Source organism: Agromyces sp. CCNWLW213, assembly GCF_037199545.1.
Classification (GTDB): domain Bacteria; phylum Actinomycetota; class Actinomycetes; order Actinomycetales; family Microbacteriaceae; genus Agromyces.
In genome coordinates, this window is record NZ_JBBBDX010000001.1 from 595,814 (window position 1) to 618,652 (window position 22,839).

Sequence of the window (22,839 nt, forward strand, 5' to 3'; positions counted from 1 at the left end):
TTCACGGCCGCCTCGGGACTCCGGCGGTCGAGCCGCACCCGGCGGAGCAGATGCGTCTCGAGACCGCCTCGGGACTCAGTACAGCAGCATCGCGAGGCGGCGTCGCGCCGCCGCCACGCGCGGATCCTCGACGCCGACGACCTGGAACAGCTCGAGCAGGCGTTCGCGCACCGCGTCCTTCCCGGCGGCGTCGAGCGTCGGGAACAGGTCGAGCAGGCGCGTGAACGCATCCTCGACGTGCCCGCCCGAGAGGTCGAGGTCGGCGACATCGAGCTGAGCGTCGAGATCGCCCGGCGCCGCGGCCGCGCGATTGCGGATCTCGTCGAGGGTCCTGCCCTGCAGGCGGCCCAGCAGGTTCGCCTGGGCCAGGCCGGCCACCGCGAGGTCGTCGCGCGGGTCCTGGGAGATCGCCGTCGTGTAGGCGGCCGCCGCCGCCGCATAGTCGCCGCGCGTGATCGCGTCGAACGCCTCCTGGTGGAGCGGCGGCAGGGGCGCCTCCGCGGGCTCGTCGGACTCCCCCGCCTCGTCCCCGCCATCGCCGACCGGCACCTGCCCGGTCACGCCGTGCTGCGCGGCGAGTTCGAGCAGCTGGTCGAAGACGTCCTCGACGACCTCGTCGGGCTGCGCGCCCTGGAAGAGCGGCACGGGCTGGCCGCCGACGAGGGCGACCACGGTCGGCACCGCCTGCGCCTGCAGGGCCTGCACGAGCTGGGGGCTGCGGTCGGCGTCGACCGTGGCGAGCACGAGCCGGCCTGCGCGGGCGCGCACGAGTGCCTCGAGGGACGACACGAGCTGCACGGACTGCTCGCTCCACGTCGCCCACAGCACGACCACCACGGGCACGCTCCGCGAGAGCTCGAGCACCTGGCCGAACGACTGGTCGTCGGTCGCGACGACCAGGTCGTCGGCGGACGGGGACGGCGCGCCGGACCCGCGCGCGGCATCCGCTGCACGCCGCTCGTCGCGGTGGACGAGCGAGGACAGGTCGACCGCGCCGCGCAGGTTGGCGGGAAGCTGCGGTGGGACGGCGTTCGTCACGGGACCTCCGAGGCTCCGATCAGGCTCTCGGACCAGCCGAGCAGGCGGATCTGCTCGTCCGACCCGATCGCGGGGACGTAGAACATCAGCTGGATGCCGATCTCTCGCTGGACGCCCTTGGCGCTCTTCTCGTCGAAGCCGGAGAGGGCGGCGCCGGGCGCGCCCGCCTCGAAGCCGATCGTGCCGCCGTCGTTCGGCGTCACCTTCTCGGTCTGCGTGAGCGAGACGGTCACGAGCGCACCCGAGTCGTTCGTCGCCAGGGCCACCGTCGGGCTGTCGCCGACCGCGTTGCTGAACGCGATGTCCGCGGTGTCGGGAAGGTCGGCCGCGATGGCCTGCTGCCCCTCGACGCCGAGCTGCGCCAGGATCGGGTCGTTCTCGGTGTCGAAGAACTGCGCGTACTCCGACTCCGGGCCCTTCAGCAGCACGTCGGCGTACGCCGTCGCGACCTGCCCGGTCGGCATCACGAGGCCCTTGAACTCCGGGTTGATGGGCGGAGCGCCGATCGACGCGGGAGCGACCTCGGGCACGTCGGCGTCGGGCACGAGCGCCGTCGCGTACAGGACCTTGTAGTTGTCGCGGGGCGTCTCCTGCTGGAGGACCAGCGCGGTCGGCGCCACGGTCTCGTCGTCGCTGTTCTGCGCGATGGTGAGTACCGTCCGGGGCCAGCCCGACGCCTGCTGCGGCAGGGTCAACGTGAGCGGCGAGGCGGGGATGGCCGGCAGCTCGGGGTGATCCGGGAGCGCGCCGCGGATCTTGTAGTTCGCCTGGCGCGCCTCGAGGGCGGGGCCGGTGAACCGCTCCTCGAGTCGTTCGGTGTCGCGCGAATCGTCGACCTCGGTCGTGAAGACCGCGACGCGTCGCATGATGCGCTCCATCTGGGGCACGGTGACGGCGGGCGTGACGGCGGGTGCGTCGTCGCCGGATGCCGCGGCGTCCTCGCCGTCCTCGGCGCCCGGGGTGGCGGGCGGCGTCGTGGCCGCCGCCGTCTCCTGGGGCGCCGACAGGTCGGGCCAGTAGTCCGAGGAGCACGCCGAGAGCGCGAGCGCCGGGACGAGGAGCACGGGCAGCAGCGCCACGCGTCGCGCCTGCCCGAGTCGGCGGTGGCCGTTCGAGCCCGAGGGCAGTCCGCGCGAGGCGCGCGAGGGGCGGGGCGCCCGCATGAGCCTGCCCCTGGGGCCCTTGGGCAGGTTGCGGCGCGGACCGCGCGACCGGCGGTGGCCGATCACCCCCCACACGACGAGCAGGGCGCCGACGAGGAACAGCAGCGCGCCGCCCGCGATGAGGGGCCCGGCCCAGGGGGTCGAGTTGTCGAGCGGCCAGGTGACGGTGATGCGGCCGGGAGCGGGCTCGCCCTCGCTCGAGGCGAGGAGGACGGCGATCCCCTCGGGCACGTCGACGGTCGTGTTCACGGTGCGGTCGCCGGTGAACTCGTCGAGCCACAGGTCGCTGCCGGCGGGCACCACGACGGGCTCGGCGTCCTCGGCCTCCGGTTCGGCGGGCGCCTCTTCGGCCGGCGCCTCGGCCGGCGGCGTCGCGTTGGTGTCGTCGACCGGCTCGGCCACGACGACCTCGCTCGTGAACTCGCCCGCCTCGGCGTCGTAGCCCACGCTCACCCACGGCTCCTCGCCGATCCACGACACGACGTCGTCGGTGCGCCCGTACGAGAGGAACACGGTCTCGCCGCCCGAGACGGTGATCGTCTGCTTGCCCTCGTGCGCCGCCAGCGCCTCGGGCTGGATGACGATGTACTCCGCCTGGTTCTCGACGACTGTTCCGAGGCTCACCTTGTCCGGCTCGAGGAAGACGGTCCGTTGGGCGATGCCGAAGCCGACCATGACGGCGGCGGCGGCGAACGCCAGGATCGCGAGAACGAATCGCACGCAGTTACCTCCAGGCCGCACTGAAGCGGCATCCGACAAAGACACCCAAGACTAGCGGCGCAGTCTGGGAGTCTCCTAACGGGAGACTGGAAGCACGCGCCCCGAAACGGCGCGCCACAGCGCACGCGTCGCGCCGTATGATCGGAGGCGACCCGCGCCCCCCACACTCCCCCACAACGCGGGCCACGGACCCCGGAGGAAGAATTGGCCGTCGAAGAGACCGAGTTCACGCAGGTATTCCGCGGATACGACAAGGATGAGGTCGACCGGAGCATCAACGCGCTCCGCCGCGAGATCATCGCAGCGAACAACGCCTCGGCCGACATCCAGAAGGAGAACAAGCGCCTCAACGCGCGGATCGAGGAACTGACCGCGGAACTCGAAGAGGTCGGGAGCCCGACGTTCTCCGGACTCGGCACGAAGCTCGAGAACACGCTCCGCGTCGCCGAGGAGCAGTCGACCCGCCTCATCGCCCAGGCCGACATCGACGCCGAGAAGCTGCGCCGCGCCGCAGAGGACGAGGCGCACCTCATGCGCTCCGACGCGCACGAACTGGCCGAGCGCACTCTCTCGGAGGCGCGCGCCCAGGCCAACCGCCTGCTCGAGAACGCGCGAGCGGAGGCCGACGACATGGTCGCCCGCGCGCAGGAGGCGAGCGAGCAGTTCCGCGACGACGCGAACCGCGACGCGGCCGCGATCCGGGGCGCTGCGAGCACCGAGGCCGCCGAGGCGCGGGCGATCGCCAAGCGCGAGGCCGCCGCACTGGTCGCCGAGGCGGAGCGCAAGGCCGCCGAGATGCTCGTCGCCGCGAACACCGAGGCCAACGAGGCCCGCGCCGCCGCCGCCGGACTGCAGGAGGAGACCGAGCAGACCCGCGCCGAGGTCGCGATCGAACTCGACCAGAAGCGCGCCGAGCTCGCGAAGGAGACCGAGCAGGCCCGCATCGACCTCGCCCGCGAGACCGAGCAGGCGCGCATCGACCTCGAGCGCGAGACCGCCGAGGCCCGCGCCGCGATCGATGCCGAGATCGAGGAGCGTCGCGCGACCCTCGAGCACGAGCTCGAGCAGGCCCGCACCGACCTGGCCCGCGAGCTCGAGGCGGAGCGCGCCAAGCTCGCCCAGCAGCGCGAGCAGACCGCCGTCGACCTCGAGCGCGAGGCGGAGACGGCGCAGCTCAAGCTGCAGCACGAGCTCGACCGGATCCGCGCGAAGCACGCCGCGGAGCTCGAGCAGATGCGCGCCGACCTCGCCCTCGAGCAGGAGCAGGCCCGCGCCGACTTCGAGGCCGAGGCCGAGCAGGCCCGGATCGACCTCGACAACCAGCTCACGTCGCTGCGCAAGAAGACCACGCACGAGGTCAACCGGATGCGCCGCGAGATCGAGCGCGCACGGATGGACCTCGACTCCGAGCTCGCCACCAAGCGCGACGAGGCCGAGCAGGAGCTCCTGACGGCGCAGCAGGAGGCGTCCGAGCAGACCAAGAAGTTCCTGGACGACGCCAACGCCGAGCTCGCCGAGGCGGTCGCCCGCACGAACGAGGCCCGCGCCGAGGCCGAGCGCCTCGAGACCGAGGTGCGCGGCGAGATCGCCGCGGCCCGCGACAAGGCCGACGAGGAGGCGCGCGAGCGCGTCGCCGCGGCCCACGCGCAGGCCCGCAAGCTCATCGCCGACGCCGAGGAGCGCACGCGCGCCCTCGTCTCCGACGCGGAGGACCGACTGGCCCAGATCAAGATCGAGCGCGACGCGGTCGCCGGCTACTTCGAGAGCCTGCGCGGCGTGCTCACGCAGGCCGAGCAGGTCGCCAACAAGAAGTAACGCGGGCTGCGGACAGGGCGCGTCGGTGAGGATCCAGAACGCGTTCAGGCTCGCCCTCGTCGGCACCCTGGGCGTCGGCGCGGGCCTGCTGATCCTGTCGGCGGTGTCGAGCCTGTCGACGATCCTCACGTACGTCGGCGTGGCGCTCTTCCTCGCCCTCGGCCTCGAGCCCGCGATCAGCGGGCTCGAGCGCCGAGGGCTCCCGCGCTGGGCGGCCATCCTGCTCGTGGTGCTCGGCGTCGCGGCGCTCGTCGCGGCGCTCCTCCTCACCGTCATCCCGATCATCGTCGAGCAGGTGGGCGAGCTCATCGCGCTCATCCCGGTGATCATCACGCAGCTCAACCGCGTCGACTGGATCGAGTGGCTGCAGGAGCAGTTCCCCCTGCTGAAGATCGACGAGATCAGCGAACAGGCCGCCGCCGCCCTGACCGACTTCTTCACCAACCCCGACAAGCTCAGCGAGCTGCTCGGCGGCGTGTGGCAGGTCGCGATCGCGATCGGCAGCGGCGTGTTCGCGGTCATCGTCGTGGCCGTCCTCACCGTCTACTTCACGGCGTCGCTCGACGCCATGAAGCGCGCGACCTACCAGCTCGTCCCCGCGTCGCGGCGGGCGCGCTTCGCCGACCTGACCGAGCAGATCACGCAGTCCGTCGGGCGCTACGTGATCGGCCAGGTCTCGCTGGCGGCCGTGAACGGCCTGCTGAGCTTCGCCTTCCTCTCGATCATCCAGGCGCCGTTCCCCGCGGTGCTGGCGTTCGTCGCGTTCCTGTTCTCGCTCGTCCCCCTCGTGGGCACGCTCACGGGCTCGATCATCATCGTCCTGGCGTGCCTCATCCCCGGCGTCGGGTCGCCGCTCACGGCGCTCGTCGCAGCGATCTACTACCTCGTGTACATGCAGGTCGAGGCGTACGTGCTCGCCCCGCGCATCATGAGCCGCGCGGTGCGCGTGCCGGGCGCCCTGGTCGTGGTCGCCGCACTCGCGGGCGGGGCGCTCCTCGGAATCCTCGGAGCCCTCGTCGCGATCCCGATCGCCGCCGCGATCCTGCTCATCATCAAGCAGGTCGTGATCCCGCGCCAGAACGAGCGCTGACCCCGCCCCCTATTCGCGCGCGTCGCCGACGGAGGCCGCAGGCCACTCGGTCGGCAGGGGCAGCGCCGCCGGGTTCACCGCCCGCACGATCTCCTCGAGCACGCGACGCGTCTGCGACTCCCCCACCCAGAGGTGCTTGCCGCCCGCGACGTCGATCCGCGTGAGATGCGGGAGTTCGGCGAACCGCTCGGCGGCCTCGGCCGGCGTGAGGTAGTCGTCGTGCTCGGGGATCAGCGCCACGAGCGGCACCCCCGAGTCCTTCCAGCGCGAGAGCTCGGCATCCGTCGTGCGATGCAGCGGCGGCGACAGCAGGATGGCACCCGCGATGCCGTGCTCGAGACCGTACTTCAGCGCGAGCTCGGTGCCGAACGACCAGCCCACGAGCCACGGGCGGGGCAGCCCCCGCTCCTGCACGAAGCGCATGGCGGCGGCCACGTCGTCGCGCTCGGTCACGCCCTCGCCGAAGCGGCCCTCGCTGGTGCCGCGCGGCGACGACGTGCCCCGCGTGTTGAAGCGCAGCACCGCGAGGTCGGCCAGCGCGGGGAGCCGGGCGGCCGCCTTGCGGAGCACGTGCGAATCCATGAACCCGCCCGCGGTCGGGAGCGGGTGCAGGGTCACGAGCGTCGCCGCCGGCGTGCGGCCGAGCGGCATCGCGAGCTCGCCCACGAGGCGGAGCCCGTCGTCGGTGCGCAACTCGATCTCCTCGCGCTCGGCGGGAAGCTCGACGCCCGCGCGGATCTCGGTCATGGCCTGCTCGTTCACTTCGGTCCGATCCTCCAGCAGTGGGTGTGCCAGTGCCGCCTCGACGCGAGGTCGGCGGCGTCGCCGAGCACGCCGTCGGCGCGCCAGGCGACCAGATGGGCGGTCCCGGGTTCGACGTCGAGCCCGCAGCCGGGGCAGACGTAGGCCTTGACGGCCTGCGCCTCGCTCACGGGCTGCACGTTCCATTCGCGGCCGGCACGAACCTCCGTGCGCCGCCATCCCGCTGTGAGCCGCTCGACGTCGAGTTCGGGATGCGCCTCGCGGGCGCGCGCGGCCCGACGGGCGCGGGAACGGTTCGAGCGGGCCATCGATCCAGTCTATGGTCGCCCCGGCGACCGGCCGGGCTCAGTACCAGCCGACGCTCTGCGAGTGCGCCCAGGCGCCGCAGGGCGTGCCGTACCGGTCGGTGATGTAGCCCAGGCCCCACTCGACCTGCGTGGCCGCGTTGGTGGCCCAGTCGGCGCCGGCCGTGGCCATCTTCGAGCCCGGGAGGGCCTGCGGGATGCCGTAGGCGCCGCTCGACGGGTTCATGGCGTTGACGCGCCAGCCGGACTCCTTGTTCCAGAGCGCGACGAGGCAGTCGAACTCGCCGCTCCCCCAGCCACGGGCCGCCACGGCCCCGGCCGCATAGGCCTGCGCCGACCCGGGATCGGGCACGACCGCGGGCGGTGCCCAACCGGCCGACGCGGGGTCGGGCTCGGGCTCGGGCTCGACGTACTTCTCGACGAGGTAGCCCTCGGATGCCACGGACACCGCGTACTCGCCGTCGACCTCGACCTCCTGCGCCGACTCCCCGGCGAACCGGTCGACCGGGACGTACGTGGCCGAGGCGGTCGCGCCCGAGTAGGGATCGACCACGTTGACCATCAGGAAGCCCACCGAGGCGACGAAGGCGAAGACCACCGTCGCCGCCTGCTTGGCCGGGCTCGTGACGCGCGAGCGCGCCGGTGCGGTGGCGACGCGGGCGGACGGCGCGGCGCTCGTGCGACCCGCCATCGGGGGGTTCGGCATTGTCCCCCGGGACCGACGCTCGCCGACGAACTCGATCGGCGTCCCGCCGTCATCACCCGAATGCCTGCCCACGATTCGATGAGTGTATCGGAGCCGACGCGGCTCGGCGAAACGGTCCCCGTTCACCGGACGGCGAGCATGACGTCGACGACCGCGTCGAGCACGAGGTCGACCTGCGATTCGCGATAGCCGCCGCGCTGCGCCGAGAAGACGACCCCGCGGACGTCGTCGATCGCGATGGGCCATCCGTCGCGGAAGTACCGCGTGAGGCGGTCCGCGAACCGGTCGACCTCGCGGATGTTGTAGCCCAGCGCGAGACGGCTGACCCGGTCGAACCGCTCGCCCTCGGGACGTGCGAGCCGGTTCGCGACGACCTGGGCGGTCGTGCGGGCCTCGCTCAGCCAGGCCTCGTCGCCGTGCAGCCGCGAGGCGATCTGCCGCTCCTGGAACGCGAACGCGTCCTCGAGTCGCTCCATCGCCGCGTCGACGTGCGCGGTGGAGTAGCCGCCCTTCTGCATCGCGAAGGCCGTGAGGCGGATGCGCTCGGAGTCCAGCGGCGCGTCGTCGGGCAGCGATCGTCCGTCGTACGCCCGCCGCGCGCGCTGCAGGAACTCCTCGACCTCGGACGTCTTGTAGCCCAGCTGGTTCTTGCGCGCGCGAGGGAACGTGGCATCCACCGCACCAGTATCGCGCACCGTCACCCGAACACCCGGAACGCCACGTAGGCCACCGCGGCCGACGGCAGGATCGAGTCGAGCCGGTCGAGGAAGCCGCCGTGGCCGGGAAGCCACGAGCTCATGTCCTTGATGCCGAGGTCGCGCTTGATGAGCGACTCCGCAAGGTCGCCGAGCGTGGCCGTGAGGAAGATCGCCGCGCCGAAGATCAGCCCGAACCACCACGTGTTGCCGAGCATGAAGACCGAGAGGAGCACGCCAGCGATGAGGCTCGCGAGCGCGCCGCCGGCGAATCCCTCCCAGGTCTTCTTGGGGCTGATGACGGGCGCCATGGGGTGCTTGCCGAACATGAGCCCCGAGGCGTAGGCGCCGGTGTCGGCGACCACGGCGATGATGATGAAGGCGAGGGTCCACCACTGGCCGCCCTCCGCGGCGGTGAGGACCACCGTGAAGGTCGCCAGGAACACGACGTACGCCTGCACGAGCAGCGCCGCGCCGAGGTCGCGCACGACGCCGTTCGAGCCGGACCGCACGGCCGGGGAGGCCTGCTCGGCGAGCCGCCAAACCACCACGAGGAGCATGCCGCCGAGCACCGCGGCGAGCTGGCCCGGCGCCCCGCCGTAGTAGGCGACGGGGATCGCGACGACGGCCACGGCCACCGTCGGCACGCGCGGCACGCGGTACCCGCCGTTGCGGAGCGCCGCCGCGAGTTCGGAGCTCGAGAACGCGGCCAGGACGACCGCGAAGACCATGAAGAGCTCCTTGATGACGAGCAGGCTGAGCAGCAGCGTGCCGCCGAACGCCAGGCCGATGCCCACGGCGAGGAAGAGGTTGCGCCCGGTCCGGGCGTTGATCCGTTCCTGCGCCTGGTCGAACTGCGCGCGCGAGGCCTCGAGCTGCCGCTCGAGTTCGACGCGCCGCTGGTGCATCTGCGCGCGGAACTCCGCCCGCGACGAGTGCTCGTGGTCGCCGGCGTCCGGACGCTCCCCCTCAGGGACGCCTGTCATGTTCGGCCTCAGACCTCGAGGAGCTCGGCTTCCTTGCGCTTGAGCGCCTCGTCGATCTGGTCGACGTGCGACTTGGTGATGTGCTCGAGCTCCTTCTCGGCGCGCGCCACCTCGTCGTCGCCCACCTCGCCCTTCAGGGAGTCGAGGTCGTCCTTGGTCTTGCGACGGATGTTGCGCACCGATACGCGCGCGTCCTCCGCCTTCGACCGCACGATCTTCACGAACTCCTTGCGGCGCTCCTCGGTGAGCTCGGGCAGCGTCACCCGGACGATGTTGCCGTCGTTGCTCGGGTTCGCGCCCAGGTTGGGGGTGTCGCGGATCGCCTGCTCGATGTCCTTCAGGGCGCTCTTGTCGTAGGGGGTGACGACGAGCGTGCGCGCCTCGGGGTTGTTGAGCGAGGCCAGCTGCGACAGCGGCGTGGGCGTGCCGTAGTAGCTCACCATGATCTTCTGGAAGAGCTGCGGGTTGGCGCGCCCGGTGCGGACCGACGCGAAGTCGTCCTTCGCGACCTCGACGGCCTTCTGCATGCGTGCACTTGCTTCGGACAGAACATCCGCGATCACGGGAACTCCTTCTCTCGGGCTCGGGTCAGTCTATCGAGCGACGGCCGGCTCGCCGTTGCTCACGACGGTGCCGATCTCCTCGCCGAGGATCGCCTTGGTGACGTTCCCGGCCGGCTGCATGCCGAACACGACCATCGGCATGCCGTTGTCCATGCACAGGCTGAATGCGGTCGAGTCGACGACCTTGAGCCCGCGCTGCAACGCCTCCTGGTAGCTGATGCGGTCGATCTTGTGCGCGTCGGGGTTCGTGCGCGGGTCGTCGGAGTAGACGCCGTCCACGCCGTTCTTCGCGACGAGCACCACGTCGGCATCGATCTCGAGCGCGCGCTGGGCGGCGACCGTGTCGGTCGAGAAGTACGGCAGCCCGGCGCCGGCGCCGAAGATGACGACGCGGCCCTTCTCGAGATGCCGCTCGGCCCGACGCGGGATGTACGGCTCGGCGACCTGGGTCATCGAGATCGCCGACTGGACGCGAGTCTCGGCCCCGGCCTGCTCGAGGAAGTCCTGCAGGGCGAGCGAGTTCATCACCGTGCCGAGCATGCCCATGTAGTCGGCCCGGCCGCGGTCCATCCCGCGCTCGGACAGCTCGGCGCCGCGGAAGAAGTTGCCGCCGCCGACGACGATCGCGACCTCGACCGTGCGTGCGGCATCCGCGATCTCACGCGCCATCGCGCTGACGACGTCGGGGTTCACCCCGAGCGATCCGGCGCCGAACGCCTCCCCCGAGAGCTTGAGCATGACCCTGCGCTTGCGTTGCGTCATCCGCGACCGATCCTTCCCCTTGGGAGTCAAAACTACTGGTTCGCCCGGTCCGGCGCAGTGCCGGTCCGGATCGTGTCCGGATGCCGCCGTGCGACGGGATCCGGACACAGGAAAGGAGCCCGGATCGCCGAGGCGATCCGGGCTCCCTGTCGCGACCTAGGCGCCGACCTTGAAGCGGGCGAAGTCGGTCACCGTGATGCCGGCGTCCGAGAGGACCTTGCCGACGGACAGCTTGTTGTCCTTGGCGTAGTCCTGCTCGAGGAGCGCGACCTGCTTGAAGTAGGCGCCGAGACGACCCTCGACGATCTTCGGCAGCGCGGCCTCGGGCTTGCCCTCCTCACGCGTGATCTGCTCGACGATCGTGCGCTCCTTGTCGACGGCCTCGGCCGGGACGTCCTCGCGCGTGAGGTACTCGGGAGCCGCGAACGAGATGTGCTGGGCGACCGAGCGAGCGGTCTCGGCGTCGGAGCCGGCGTAGCCGAGCACCACGCCGACCTGCGGGGGCAGGTCCTTCGACGTCTTGTGCAGGTAGATCGAGAAGCTCTCGCCCTTGACGAGGCGGATGCGACGCAGCTCGACCTTCTCGCCGAGGATCGCGGCCTCCTCGTTGATCACGTCGGCGACGGTCTTGCCGTCGGCCGGCGCGGCCAGGGCGGCCTCGACGGTCTCGGCGCGTGCGGCCGCCACGGCGGCGAGCACGCGGTCGGCGAGCGCGACGAACTTGTCGCCCTTGGCGACGAAGTCGGTCTCGCACGCGAGCTCGATCAGCGTGGCGGTGCCGTCGCCGTTCTCGACGGCGGCGACGAGGCCCTCGGCGGTGGAGCGGTCGGCACGCTTCGCGTTGCCCTTCGCGCCCTTCAGGCGGAGGATCTCGACGGCCTTCTCGATGTCACCGTCGGCCTCCACGAGCGCGTTCTTCGTGTCGACCATGCCGGTGCCGAGGCGCTCGCGCAGGTTCTTGACGTCTTCGAGGGTGAAGTTGGCCATATCAGGCAGTCTCCTGGACTCGTGGTCTTACTTGGACTCGGCGTCGGCCGGTGCGGCCTCGGCCTCGGTCGGCTCGGCCTCGGCGGCCTCGGCCGGCTCGGCCTCGGCGGCGTCGGCCTCCGGCTCGCCGGCGACGACCTCGGCGGCCTCCGCCTCGGCAGCGGCCTCGGTGCCCGCGACCTGCTCGGTCTCGGCCGACGACTGCGCGGGGGTCTCGGCGGCGCCGGCCTGGAGGAGCTCCTGCTCCCACTCGGCGAGCGGCTCGGCCTCCTGGCCCTCCTCCGGCTTCTGGTGGCGCTGGATGAGGCCCTCGGCGGCGGCGTCGGCGATGATGCGGGTGAGCAGGCTCACGGAGCGGATCGCGTCGTCGTTGCCCGGGATCGGGTACTGGACCTCGTCGGGGTCGCAGTTGGTGTCGAGGATGCCGATGACGGGGATGCCGAGCTTCTTGGCCTCGTCGATCGCGAGGTGCTCCTTCTTGGTGTCCACGACCCAGAGCGCCGACGGCGTCTTCGAGAGGTTGCGGATGCCGCCGAGCGACTTGTGCAGCTTGTCGAGCTCGCGCTTCTTGAGCAGCAGCTCCTTCTTGGTGAAGCCCGAGGTGGTGCCCTCGAAGTCGAGCTCCTCGAGCTCCTTCATGCGCGCGAGGCGCTTGGAGACCGTGGTGAAGTTGGTGAGGAGGCCGCCGAGCCAGCGCTGGTTGACGTAGGGCTGGCCGACGCGGGTCGCCTGCTCGGCGATGGACTCCTGCGCCTGCTTCTTGGTGCCGACGAAGAGGATGGTGCCGCCGTGGGCGACCGTCTCCTTGACGAAGTCGTACGCCTTGTCGATGTAGGCGAGCGACTGCTGCAGGTCGATGATGTAGATGCCGGAACGCTCGGTGAAGATGAAGCGCTTCATCTTCGGGTTCCAACGGCGGGTCTGGTGCCCGAAGTGCACGCCGCTGTCGAGCAGCTGGCGGATGGTGACGACGGCCATGGCCGTACTCCTTCTGTTCTCAGTTGTCGCCCCGGCCGGCGGCCGGGAGCCCTGGTGCCCGGCACGGCTCCGCCGGCCCGCGCTCCGAGAGCACGAGCGGGACTGAGTGGAGTCGGTGGCCGAATGGGCACGCGTAGTCGCCCCGACAGGCGGGGCGCTCCGGAGATACTATCACGCAGGCCGGGCCCGACCGGTCCTCCACAGCGCCCACGGCGAGCCCGCGGGACCCCGCTCGGGCCCACGCGTTCCGAGCGGATGTCACGGGCGGCACGCTCGTCGGCATGACCTCCGCGCCCCGCACCCTCGCCCTGGTCGTCGGCGTCGCCGCGGCCCTCCTCCTGGTCGTCGTGCCGCCTGCGGCGGCCGGTCCCGCGGCGTCGCGCCCGGCGGCGCACGATGCGACCCCGACCGCGCCGGTCCACCGGGCCTCCGCCGACGGCGGGCGCTGGGAGTGGCCGATCGAACCCCCCGTGCGCGTGATCGCCCCGTTCCGGGCGCCGCCGACTCCCTATGCGGCCGGCCACCGCGGCATCGACCTGGCGGCCGCTCCCGGAACGGCGGTGCGCGCCGCGTCCGACGGCGTCGTCGCGTTCGCCGGCCCCGTCGCCGGGCGCGGCGTGCTCTCGATCGACCACGGCGACGGGATCGTCAGCGCGATCGAGCCGGTCGCCGCATCCGTCCCCGTCGGCGAGCGCGTGACGGCGGGGCAGCCGGTCGGCGCAACGACGGCGGGCGGACATTGCGGCGAGGTGTGCGCGCACTTCGGCGTCCGCGTGCACGGCGAGTACGTGTCGCCCCTGTGGTTCCTCGGCGGCCTGCCTCGCGCGGTGCTGCTTCCGCCGCGGGGCTGATCAGGCGCGAGGGTGCGCGGTCGCGTAGGTCTGCTTGAGCCGCTCGGCCGAGACGTGCGTGTAGATCTGCGTGGTGCCGAGGCTGGCGTGGCCGAGGTACTCCTGCACGGCGCGCAGGTCGGCGCCGCCGTCGAGCAGGTGCGTGGCGGCACTGTGCCGGAACGCGTGCGGACCGGCGGGCCCGGAACCCGGCAGGTCGGCGAGGAGACCCGCCACGAGGCGGTGCACGGCCCGCACGCCCAGGCGACCGCCGCGGATCCCGAGGAACACGGCGCGGCCGGCCTCGCCGGTCCTGCTCGCCGCCGACGCGATGAGCGCCGGGCGCGCCTGCTCGAGGTATCGATCGAGCGCGGCGGCGGCGGGGGCGCCGTACGGGACGACGCGTTCCTTCGATCCCTTGCCCGTGACGCGGACGGTGCGGCTGCCCCGGTCCACGTCGTCGACGTCGAGGCCGACGAGCTCCGAGACGCGCAGCCCGCATGCGTACAGCAGCTCGACGATGGCGAGGTCGCGCACCGTCACGGGACCGCCGTCGACGGCGGCCAGCTGCAACCCCTCGAGGAGCGCCGCGACGGCCGGCGCGGTCACGACCCGGGGAAGCGGGCGCTTCGCGCGGGGTGCGCGCAGCCGCACGGCCGGATCCGATTCGACCGCACCCGTCCGTTGCAGCCAGGCCCCGAAGCCGCGTGCGGATGCCGCACGCCGGGCGATGGTCGCGCGCGCGAGCCCGCGCTCGGTGGCCAACCACAGCCAGTCGCGGAGCAGGTCGAGGTCGACGCGTCCGACGTCGTCGACCTGCCGGTCGGCGGCGAAGCGGGCGAGGTCGGCCAGGTCGGAGGCGTAGGCGTCGACGGTGTGCTCCGAGTACCCCCGCTCGTGCCGCACGTGGCCGAGGTAGTCGTCCACGGCGGCGTCGAGTCGTCGATCAGGCATCGGACGGCCCGCGCTTGCGCGAGAAGCGCTCGAGCCGGCCGTCGTCGTCGAGCTCCTCGAGCTCCTGCAGGAACTGCTCGCCGAAGCTCGTGACCTCCTGGTGGTCGCCGACCGGCACGACCGACGTGACGACCCCCTCGTCGAACAGGTGCACGAGCGACACCGAGTGGCCGCCATCGATCCCGACGAGCTCGCGCGGCGGGGCGGAGAGGTCCATGGTGTACGCGAGCGCGCCCGCGACCGACACGGGGATGCCCGCGAACGTGCCCTGCGTGGGGTAGTGCAGGTGCCCGCCCAGAATGACGCGGACGTCGGTGCCCCGGACCACCTCCGCGAGCGCGTCCTGTCCACGCAGCTCGAGCACGTCCATGAGCGCGAGCGGCGTCGCGATCGGGGCGTGGTGCATAGCCAGCACGGTGCCGTGCGGCGCGGGGTGGCGCAGCTGTTCGTCGAGCCATGGAAGCGTCTCCGGCTCGAGGATGCCGTGGTGGTATCCGGGGACGCTCGTGTCGAGCAGGATCAGCCGCAGTCCGTCGAGGTCGACGACCCGGTTGACGGGACCCTCGGGCGGTTCCGGCTCGCGCAGGAGGATCTCGGCGAACGGGACGCGTTCGTCGTGGTTGCCCATCACCCAGACGAGCCTGGCGCCGGTCGCCTCGGCGAGGGGCTCGAGCGCGTCGCGGATGCGGAGGTACGCGTCGCGCTCCCCGAGGTCGGTGACGTCTCCGGTCACCAGGATCGCGTCGAGCGACCCGGCGAGTCGTTCCAGTTGCCGGACGGCCTGGTCGAGGTGCGCCACGGTGTCGGCAGTGCCGCCGAGCGGGGCGCCCCCTGCGAGGAAGTGGGTATCGCTCAGGTGGGCGATCACGTGACGCGCCGCCGGGTACCTGCCGAATCGAGGATGATCCATCGCTGCCTCCGCCGCCAGCCTAGGACCACCTACCGCCCCGGCGCGCGGTGTCACGCCGATCGACGGCGAACCCATCCCTCCTCGACGAGTCGCGCGAGCCCGGTCGCATCGAGCGCGCCGAGCGCTCCGAGGACGGCACCGGTGCCGAGACCGCTGCGCCGAGCGAGTTCGGCGACGGTGCGTGCGCGTCGGACGCCGAGGGCATCGAGCACTCGCCGCTCGTCGGGTCCGAGCACGTCGAGCGCCCGGTCGACGCCCGCGACCGCCCCCGGGACGGCGCCCCCGTCGGCTGTGCGAAGGCCGACGAGTTCGGCCATCTGCGCGGCATCCGTCACGCAGACGGCGTCGAATTCGCGGAGCAGGCGGTGGCAGCCTGCGGACGCGGGACTGGTGACAGGCCCGGGCACCGCGCCGAGGGGGCGCCCGAGCGCGGCCGCGTGGCCCGCCGTGTTGAGCGATCCGGAGCGCATGCCGGCCTCGAGCACGACGGTCGCCTGCGCCGCCGCGGCGATGAGCCGATTGCGCTGGAGGAACCTCCAACGAGTCGGCGCCGCGCCGCACGGCATCTCGGACACGACCGCCCCGGCCTCCGCGATGCGGGCGAGCAGCGCCTCATGACCGACCGGGTAGAAGCGGTCGACGCCCCCAGCCAGGAACGCGACGGTGGTGCCGCCGCCGGAGAGGGCCGAACGGTGGGCGGTGCCGTCGATGCCGTAGGCCCCGCCGGAGACGACGGCGAACCCGCGATCCACCAGCCCGGCGGCCGATTCGATCGCGACGTGCTCGCCGTAGCCCGTCGCGGCCCGGGCGCCGACGAGGGCGATCGACGGGGTCTCTCGGAGGGCGGCGACTCGGCCTCGGACCCAGAGCGTGAGCGGCGCGTGCGCGTCGAGGTCGCGCATGCCGTCGGGCCACTCCTCGTCGTCGGGCAGGAGGAGGCGAGCCCCCACGCGGGCGGCCTGCGCGAGCCCGCGGGCGAAGGCGGCGTGGTCGAGTCGCGGTCGCCAGCGCTGGAGGCCCGCCGCAACCTCCTGGGCCGAGACGGCCGCGCCGTGTGCGGCCGCTTCGGCAGCGAGCTCGCCGCTCGGGACCTCGGCGAGGAGCCGCTCGGCCGTCCGCACGGGACCGAGGGCGGCGACGAGGCGACCGAGCACGCCGTCGCCCGGCTCGGACACGAACCCGAGCGTCGCCGCCGCGGCGACCTCCTGCGGCGGGACCTCCGCTGCGGCGGAGCGCACGGCCGCGAGATCGACGGCCGAGGCCGCGACGGTGCGTTCCAGGGCGCTCATGCCGCGAGCCCCGAGCGGAGCTTGAGCGCCCGCCCGACGTGCTGCGAGTTCGGCCGCGCGGCGCCCTCGAGGTCGGCGACGGTCCACGCGACCTTGAGCACCCGGTCGTACCCGCGCATCGTCACGTGTCCGCGCTCGAGCGCGTAGTCGAGCGCACGGGTGGCCGCGGAACCCGGGTGCATGCGTCCGTCACCCCGGAGCCACGGCCCGGGCACCTGCGCGTTCGTGCGCCACGGGGTACCGGAGTAGCGCTCGGCCGCGGCCTCCTGCGCATGACGCACGCGCTCGCGGGCCACCTCGGTCGTCATCGCGGGGCCGCCGGGGGCGCCGGCGTCCATGCGGAGCATCGCGGGCGTCAGCCGGTTGACCTGGAGCCGCAGGTCGACGCGATCGAGCAGCGGGCCCGAGATGCGCGCGAAGTAGCGTCGCTTCACCGCGGCCGGGCAGGCGCACGCGTCCGCGACGGTCTCGCCCCCGCCGCACGGGCAGGGGTTCGCCGCGAGCACGAGCTGGAATCGGGCGGGGAACGTCGCGACCGCGCTCGCCCGGTGGATGGTGATCTCGCCCGATTCGAGCGGCTGACGGAGCGCGTCGAGCACCGAGGCGGGGAATTCGGGCGCCTCGTCGAGGAAGAGCACGCCGTGCGACGCGCGGGCGGCGGCGCCGGGCCGGATGCCGCGACTGCCCCCGCCGACCATGGCGGCCGCACTCGCGGTGTGGTGCGGCGCCTCGAACGGCGGGCGGACCGACAGCGTGCCGCCGATCCGCTCACCCGCGAGGGAACGGAGCGATGCCACCTCGAGCGCGGCGTCGGGGGTGAGGTCGGGGAGGATGCCCGGAAGCCGCGAGGCGAGCATGGTCTTGCCCGCGCCCGGCGGTCCCGCCATCAGCAGGTGGTGGCCTCCGGCGGCGGCGATGAGCAGGGCGTCGACGGCGTCGGGGTTGCCCACCACGTCGGCGAGGTCGCCGCCGGGGGCCGGCGCAGCCGGCTCGTCCGCCGCCGGGTCGACCCGCGCGGGCCTCGACCCGTCGTCCGCGGTTGCGTCGAACGCTCCGCCGTGCCGCACCGCCGCCTCGAGGAGCGAGGCGACCGCCACGACCTCGACACCGGGCACCAGCCTGGCCTCGTCCGCGTTCGCCAGCGGCACCATGACGCGCTCGTGCCCGGCGCGCGCCGCCGCGAGCACCGCGGGCAGGATGCCGTGCGTCGGCCGCAGGCGTCCGTCGAGCCCGAGCTCGCCCAGGTGGACGAAGCGCTCGACCGACTCGCGCTCGACCGAGCCGGCCGCCGCGAGGCAGGCGAGCGCGATCGCCAGGTCGAATCCCGACCCGTGCTTGGGCAGCGATGCCGGCGACAGGTTCACGGTGAGCCGCCGCGAGGGCAGCGGGCAGCCCGCGTTGGTCGCGGCCGACCGGACGCGCTCGCGCGCCTCGCCGAGTGCGGCATCCGGCAACCCGATGATGACGAGCGCCGGCAGCTGGCTCGACAGGTCGGCCTCGACCTCGACGACCGAGCCGGTCAGCCCGACGAGCGCGATGGAGCGCGTGCGTGCGACGGGCATCACGCGATCCGCTCGAGGTGCTCGACGATGGCCGGCGCCGTCGACGGGGCGAACACGGCGACCGCGTCGATGCGGATGCGCGCGGTGGGGACCTCGCGCGCCTCGCACCATGCGAGCGCGAGACGCCGCAGCCGGGCGAGCTTGCGTGCCGTGATCGCCTCGAACGGGTGCCCGTAGCCGTGGCCGGCGCGGGTCTTCACCTCGACGAAGACCGTCTCGTCGCCGTCGCGGAGCACGAGGTCGAGCTCGCCCTGCGAGCACCGCCAGTTGCGGTCGATGACGCGCATGCCGCGCGCCTGGAGATGGTCGGCGGCGACCTGTTCGCCGTGTCGACCGAGTTCGGTGTTGTGGGCCATGTGGCCAGAGTCGCGGCCGGCACGGCCCGCACCGCGCCGATCGCCGACGGCGGCGGACGACTCCCCCGACGCGACCCCTGTGGAGGACCGCTCAGACCACCTCAGGACGCAGCGAACCGCTCGGGCGCGCCCCGACTACTCCTCGAGCGCCAGGTCCTTCGGCAGCTCGAACTCGCGCGTCGCCAGCTCCTCGACGTTCACGTCCTTGAAGGTCAGCACGCGCACCGCCTTCACGAACCGGTCGGCGCGGTAGACGTCCCACACCCACACGTCCTTCATCGACAGCTCGAAGTAGAAATCGTGCTCGGTGTCGCGGCGCACCAGTTCGACCTCGTTCGCAAGGTAGAAGCGACGCTCGGTCTCGACCACGTACTTGAACTGCGAGACGATGTCGCGGTATTCGCGGTAGAGCGCGAGCTCCACTTCACGGTCGTAGTCTTCGAACTCGTCCTCATCCATCGCTGCTCATCCTACTTCGAGGTCGAACAGCGACGGCGCCGCTTCGGCAGGCCGCTCGTGCAGCCATGTGCGCCGGTGCATGCCGCTCGGCCCGTGCTCGGCGATCGCGGCGAAGTGCGCGGGGCTCGAGTAGCCCTTGTTCTCGTGCCAGTGGTACAGCGGGGTGTGGTCGTGCGCGCGCCGCATGCCGGTGTCGCGGTGCACCTTGGCGATGACGGATGCCGCCGACACCGACGCGCAGTCGCGGTCCGCCTTGATGCGCGTGATGACCTGCGCGCGGTGCTCGATGGACTGGCTGAGCCAGTCGACGTTGCCGTCGAGCAGGAGCGGCGCTCCCGTCACGAGGCCGCGATCGATGCCGAGCGCGGCGAACGCGCGAGCGCCGGCGAGGCCGAGGCACGCCATGATCCCGAGCCGGTCGATCTCGTCGGCGCTCGCCTCGCCGACGGCCGAGGCGAGCACCCATGAGGCCGCACGCGGCGCGAGGATCCGGCGCTTCGGCTCGGGGAGGAGCTTGGAGTCGCGCAGGCCCGCGGGCATCCGCCGGACGGAGGCGTCGATGACGACCATGCCGACCGCGACGGGACCGGCGAGCGCGCCGCGACCCACCTCGTCGCAGGCGAGGACCACGGGCGCTCCCCCGGCCAGCAGTTCGCGCTCGATCTTCAGGGACGGCACGCCGGCGGGGCTCACCTCACCCGGCTCCCTCGTCGACGCCGGCGAACACCTCGGGGTAGTTGTCGAGGAAGGTCCAGTGGGAGATCGGCCAGCTCACGACCACCGCGCGCCCGACCACGTTGTCGATCGGGACGAAGCCCTCGAGCGGCGTCTCGGTGTTGTAGCGCGAGTCCTTGGAGTTGTACCGGTTGTCGCCCATGACCCACAGCGACCCCTCGGGCACGACGACGTCGAAGTCGTCGCGCGAGACCTTGGTCTCGCCGGGCGGGAGCGCCACGTACGGCTCGTCGAGCGGCACGCCGTTCACGGTCATCTGCCCGAGCGCGTTGCAGCACACGACGGTGTCGCCGGGCAGGCCGACGACGCGCTTGACGAGATGGTCGTTCGAGTCGGGCGCCGAGAGCCCGACGAACGCGAGGAACCAGTCGATGGCGGCGAGCACCGGCGGCTGCTCCTCCTCGACGCGAGCGGGAAGCCACCCGCCCGGATCCTTGAAGACGACGACGTCGCCGCGCTCGATCGCCGCGAGCTCGGGCACGAGCTGGTTGACGATGATGCGGTCGTCCTGCACCAGGGTCTGCTCCATCGACTGCGACGGGATGAAGAAGGACCGGATGAGGAAGGTCTTGATGAGGAAGGAGACCAGGACCGCGACCAGGAAGATCACGACGAGGTCGCGCAGGAACAACAGGAGGCTCCGTCGGCGCGATGGCGCATCGGAGGCGGCGCGTTCGTCGCGCGTGGTGCGTGTGTCTTCAGTCATGAAATGGCTCGAGCTCCCCGACCCAGTCTAGGGGCGAGGAGCTCGAGCGGATGACGCGGTGTCGGCGGGAAGCCGATCAGCTGTCGCGCTTCTCCTTGATCTTGGCCTTCTTGCCGCGCAGCTCGCGCAGGTAGTACAGCTTGGCGCGACGGACGTCACCGCGGGTGACGACCTCGATGCGGTCGATCACCGGGGAGTGCACCGGGAACTTGCGCTCGACGCCGACCTGGAAGCTGATCTTGCGGACGGTGAAGGTCTCGCGGACGCCCTCGCCCTGGCGGCCGATGACGACGCCCTGGAAGACCTGGATGCGCGAGCGGTTGCCTTCGACGATGTTGACGTGGACCTTGACGGTGTCGCCGGGGCGGAAGTCCGGGACGTCCGAGCGGAGGCTCGCGGCGTCGACGTGGTCGAGGATGTGCATGATGGTTCGCTCTCTGCGCCCGCCACCGGTCGAACGCGGATCATGGATGGAAGTGTGTGGTGCCGCTTCGCGCGACCGCAGGTCGCGCCGTGCGAGTTCCCCGGAGGCAGAGCCATGCGGCGGCACGATCGTCCATTCTGCCAGATCAGTGCCCCTGCGGCCAAAAACGGGTGACGGATGCCACGGCGGACCCGATGGGCGTCAGTCGCGCCGCTCGTCCCAGCTGCGCTCCTCGCGGATGACGATGACCTCGCCGCCGTCGGCGGGTCGGGTCTCGCTGCGCTCGCCGGGGAGCCCGGCCCCGGGCTCTCGCGAGTACGCGATCCGTTCGTACTCCTCCATCGTCGCCCGTACGCGTCGCGCCCCGTCGCTGAGCAGCCGCCACACCGCGTACCAGAACGCCGCGATGGCGCCGACCATGGCGAGGATCGCGAACGTGATGCCGGTCGGTCCGTACACCCCGGCCGCGACGACGAGCAGGTGCCAGGTGCCGAGCACCGCGACATCCGCCCAGTCGACCGCCTTGTCGCGACGCACGTCGGGCCGGGCGGCCACGAGGAGGGCCACGACGCCCAGCGTCACGAAGGCGATGGGAGCGGCGAACATGAGGCCGATGACGCCCCACCCGCTCGAACCGAAGATCGCGTAGCCGATCAGCAGCCACACCGGCAGGACGACCGCGGCGATGAACTGCCAGCGGTAGAAGGCGCGACGGATCAGCATGCGGCCAGCGTACCCGCGCCCGCCCGGGCGGTCCCCGGGTGTTCACTCAGGGCGGACCCGACAGAATGGGAGGCGTGATCGAACTGAGGACCCCTGCGGAGATCGAGCAGATGCGGCCGGCCGGCCGATTCGTGGCGAGCGTGCTGGAGGCGACGTCGAAGGCCGCGGCGCCCGGCGTCAACCTGCTCGAGCTGGACGCGCTCGCGCACGACATGATCCGCGCGGCGGGCGCCACGAGCTGCTACATCGACTACCACCCGTCGTTCGGCGCCAGCCCGTTCGGCAAGGTGATCTGCACGTCGGTCAACGACGCGGTCCTGCACGGCCTCCCCCACGACTACGCGCTGAAGGACGGTGACCTGCTGAGCCTGGACTTCGCGGCCTCGGTCGACGGCTGGGTCGCCGACTCGGCGATCTCGATCGTCGTGGGCACGCCCCGCGACGAGGACCTGCGCCTCATCGACACGACCCGGCGCGCCCTCGACGCCGGCATCGCCGCCGCGCGCCCCGGCAACCGCATCGGCGACATCTCGCGCGCGATCGCCGACGTCGCGAGGGCCGAGGGCCTCTCGATCAACACCGACTTCGGCGGACACGGCGTCGGTCGCACCATGCACGGCGATCCGCACATCCCGAACAACGGCCGTCCGGGCCGCGGCCTGCCGCTGAAGCCCGGCCTGGTGGTGGCGATCGAGCCGTGGTTCCTGCAGACGACCGACCGCATCTTCACCGACCCCGACGGGTGGACCCTGCGCAGCGTCGACGGCTCGCGGGGCGCCCACTCCGAGCACACGATCGCGGTGACCGAGGGCGACCCGATCGTCCTCACGCAGCGCGGCTGAGGCCGGCCCGGCAGCGACCCGGAGCACGGCCGCCCGCATGAGCTCGCGTCATCCGTCGAGCTCGATCTCGATCATGCCGCCCACGACGCGCGTGCGGTACGTGCGCAGCGACAGCGACGGGTCGGTGAAGCACTCGCCGGTGCCCAGGTCGTAGACCTCCTTGTGCAGCGGTGACGCGATGGTCGGGCGGTCGCCGCGCGAGCCGGCGATGCCGCGCGCCATCACGGGCGCTCCCGTGTGCGGGTCGTGGTGGTCCACCGCGTACACCTCCTCGCCGGCGATGCGGACGATCGCCACCTGGCGCTCAGCGAGGAGTGCGACCTCGCCCCACCCCGGCTCGAGGTCGGACACCGCGCACGCGCGGACCCACGTGGTGGCCAGCTCGATGGTCGACGTCATCTCCGGCTCCTTCCGTCTCGGTGTGCACCCGACGCTAGGCCGGGCATGTTTCCCCAGTCGCGTCCGCCGTGTTTCCGGCG

General features: G+C 72.4%; 26 protein-coding genes. 4 read left to right on the top strand and 22 right to left on the bottom strand.

Annotation, left to right across the window (positions count from 1 at the left end; translation table 11 throughout):
• Positions 1-75: 75 nt before the first annotated feature.
• Entirely contained in the window at positions 76-1,038 is a 963-nt protein-coding gene (locus WBQ80_RS02820; RefSeq protein ID WP_336570996.1) for a tetratricopeptide repeat protein, read from the bottom strand.
• Positions 1,035-2,921, bottom strand: coding sequence for a hypothetical protein (locus WBQ80_RS02825; protein WP_336570997.1), 1,887 nt, complete (start codon positions 2,919-2,921; stop codon positions 1,035-1,037). The genes WBQ80_RS02820 and WBQ80_RS02825 overlap by 4 nt, the downstream gene beginning before the upstream one ends.
• Positions 2,922-3,125: 204 nt before the next feature.
• On the opposite strand from WBQ80_RS02825, the gene WBQ80_RS02830 reads away from it, so the two are divergent.
• Positions 3,126-4,736 carry a DivIVA domain-containing protein gene (locus WBQ80_RS02830; protein ID WP_336570998.1) on the top strand — a complete coding sequence of 537 codons (1,611 nt, stop codon included), beginning with the start codon at positions 3,126-3,128 and terminating at the stop codon, positions 4,734-4,736.
• Between the two features lie 25 nt (positions 4,737-4,761).
• Positions 4,762-5,826, top strand: a complete 1,065-nt coding sequence (locus WBQ80_RS02835) for an AI-2E family transporter (RefSeq protein ID WP_336570999.1) — start codon at positions 4,762-4,764, stop codon at positions 5,824-5,826.
• Positions 5,827-5,835: 9 nt separating this feature from the next.
• Here WBQ80_RS02835 and WBQ80_RS02840 read toward each other — a convergent pair whose 3' ends face one another.
• From WBQ80_RS02840 to rpsB, 9 genes are all read right to left on the bottom strand, one after another.
• Complete coding sequence (locus WBQ80_RS02840; protein ID WP_336571000.1) at positions 5,836-6,573, bottom strand: alpha/beta hydrolase; 738 nt, start codon at positions 6,571-6,573, stop codon at positions 5,836-5,838.
• Positions 6,574-6,584: 11 nt separating this feature from the next.
• Positions 6,585-6,896, bottom strand: a complete 312-nt coding sequence (locus WBQ80_RS02845) for a hypothetical protein (protein WP_336571001.1) — start codon at positions 6,894-6,896, stop codon at positions 6,585-6,587.
• A 37-nt stretch (positions 6,897-6,933) separates the two neighbouring features.
• Positions 6,934-7,584, bottom strand: coding sequence for a lytic transglycosylase domain-containing protein (locus WBQ80_RS02850; RefSeq protein ID WP_336571002.1), 651 nt, complete (start codon positions 7,582-7,584; stop codon positions 6,934-6,936).
• Positions 7,585-7,721: 137 nt separating this feature from the next.
• A complete protein-coding gene (locus WBQ80_RS02855; protein WP_336571003.1) occupies positions 7,722-8,276 on the bottom strand; it encodes a DivIVA domain-containing protein in 555 nt (184 codons plus the stop codon).
• Positions 8,277-8,296: 20 nt separating this feature from the next.
• Positions 8,297-9,280, bottom strand: coding sequence for a phosphatidate cytidylyltransferase (locus WBQ80_RS02860; RefSeq protein WP_336571004.1), 984 nt, complete (start codon positions 9,278-9,280; stop codon positions 8,297-8,299).
• Positions 9,281-9,288: 8 nt separating this feature from the next.
• Positions 9,289-9,843, bottom strand: a complete 555-nt coding sequence (gene frr / locus WBQ80_RS02865) for a ribosome recycling factor (RefSeq protein ID WP_336571005.1) — start codon at positions 9,841-9,843, stop codon at positions 9,289-9,291.
• 30 nt (positions 9,844-9,873) lie between these two features.
• Complete coding sequence (pyrH, locus tag WBQ80_RS02870) at positions 9,874-10,605, bottom strand: UMP kinase (RefSeq protein ID WP_336571006.1); 732 nt, start codon at positions 10,603-10,605, stop codon at positions 9,874-9,876.
• 156 nt (positions 10,606-10,761) lie between these two features.
• Positions 10,762-11,592, bottom strand: a complete 831-nt coding sequence (tsf, locus tag WBQ80_RS02875; RefSeq protein WP_336571007.1) for a translation elongation factor Ts — start codon at positions 11,590-11,592, stop codon at positions 10,762-10,764.
• Positions 11,593-11,619: 27 nt separating this feature from the next.
• The gene (gene rpsB, locus WBQ80_RS02880) at positions 11,620-12,570 is read right to left on the bottom strand and encodes a 30S ribosomal protein S2 (protein ID WP_336571008.1); all 951 of its coding nucleotides are present in this window, start codon (positions 12,568-12,570) and stop codon (positions 11,620-11,622) included.
• A 281-nt stretch (positions 12,571-12,851) separates the two neighbouring features.
• Here rpsB and WBQ80_RS02885 point away from each other — a divergent pair, with 281 nt between their 5' ends.
• Positions 12,852-13,421, top strand: a complete 570-nt coding sequence (locus WBQ80_RS02885) for a murein hydrolase activator EnvC family protein (protein ID WP_336571009.1) — start codon at positions 12,852-12,854, stop codon at positions 13,419-13,421.
• Here the strand turns inward: WBQ80_RS02885 and WBQ80_RS02890 are convergent, their stop codons facing one another.
• The 10 genes from WBQ80_RS02890 to WBQ80_RS02935 form a co-directional block, all read right to left on the bottom strand.
• Positions 13,422-14,354, bottom strand: a complete 933-nt coding sequence (locus tag WBQ80_RS02890) for a tyrosine recombinase XerC (RefSeq protein ID WP_336571010.1) — start codon at positions 14,352-14,354, stop codon at positions 13,422-13,424.
• Positions 14,347-15,264, bottom strand: a complete 918-nt coding sequence (locus WBQ80_RS02895) for a phosphodiesterase (protein ID WP_336571011.1) — start codon at positions 15,262-15,264, stop codon at positions 14,347-14,349. Before WBQ80_RS02895 ends, WBQ80_RS02890 begins: the two co-directional genes overlap by 8 nt.
• 50 nt (positions 15,265-15,314) lie before the next feature.
• Entirely contained in the window at positions 15,315-16,553 is a 1,239-nt protein-coding gene (gene dprA, locus WBQ80_RS02900; RefSeq protein WP_336571012.1) for a DNA-processing protein DprA, read from the bottom strand.
• Positions 16,550-18,115, bottom strand: coding sequence for a YifB family Mg chelatase-like AAA ATPase (locus tag WBQ80_RS02905; protein ID WP_336571014.1), 1,566 nt, complete (start codon positions 18,113-18,115; stop codon positions 16,550-16,552). Before WBQ80_RS02905 ends, dprA begins: the two co-directional genes overlap by 4 nt.
• Positions 18,115-18,471: a YraN family protein gene (locus WBQ80_RS02910; RefSeq protein WP_336571015.1), complete on the bottom strand. Its 357-nt coding sequence runs from the start codon at positions 18,469-18,471 to the stop codon at positions 18,115-18,117. The genes WBQ80_RS02905 and WBQ80_RS02910 overlap by 1 nt, the downstream gene beginning before the upstream one ends.
• A gap of 135 nt (positions 18,472-18,606) precedes the next feature.
• Complete coding sequence (locus WBQ80_RS02915) at positions 18,607-18,930, bottom strand: DUF2469 family protein (protein WP_336571016.1); 324 nt, start codon at positions 18,928-18,930, stop codon at positions 18,607-18,609.
• A 6-nt stretch (positions 18,931-18,936) separates the two neighbouring features.
• Entirely contained in the window at positions 18,937-19,623 is a 687-nt protein-coding gene (locus WBQ80_RS02920; protein WP_336571017.1) for a ribonuclease HII, read from the bottom strand.
• A 1-nt stretch (position 19,624) separates the two neighbouring features.
• The gene (lepB, locus tag WBQ80_RS02925; RefSeq protein WP_336571018.1) at positions 19,625-20,371 is read right to left on the bottom strand and encodes a signal peptidase I; all 747 of its coding nucleotides are present in this window, start codon (positions 20,369-20,371) and stop codon (positions 19,625-19,627) included.
• A 76-nt stretch (positions 20,372-20,447) separates the two neighbouring features.
• A complete protein-coding gene (gene rplS, locus WBQ80_RS02930) occupies positions 20,448-20,795 on the bottom strand; it encodes a 50S ribosomal protein L19 (RefSeq protein ID WP_336571019.1) in 348 nt (115 codons plus the stop codon).
• 201 nt (positions 20,796-20,996) lie between these two features.
• A complete protein-coding gene (locus WBQ80_RS02935) occupies positions 20,997-21,518 on the bottom strand; it encodes a hypothetical protein (RefSeq protein ID WP_336571020.1) in 522 nt (173 codons plus the stop codon).
• A 74-nt stretch (positions 21,519-21,592) separates the two neighbouring features.
• Between WBQ80_RS02935 and map the strand changes: the two genes are divergently transcribed.
• Complete coding sequence (map, locus tag WBQ80_RS02940; RefSeq protein WP_336571021.1) at positions 21,593-22,360, top strand: type I methionyl aminopeptidase; 768 nt, start codon at positions 21,593-21,595, stop codon at positions 22,358-22,360.
• A gap of 48 nt (positions 22,361-22,408) precedes the next feature.
• On the opposite strand, the gene nirD is transcribed toward map, so the two are convergent.
• Positions 22,409-22,759 (bottom strand): nitrite reductase small subunit NirD, encoded by a 351-nt coding sequence (nirD, locus tag WBQ80_RS02945; RefSeq protein WP_336571022.1) that lies wholly within the window; start codon positions 22,757-22,759, stop codon positions 22,409-22,411.
• Positions 22,760-22,839: the final 80 nt, after the last annotated feature.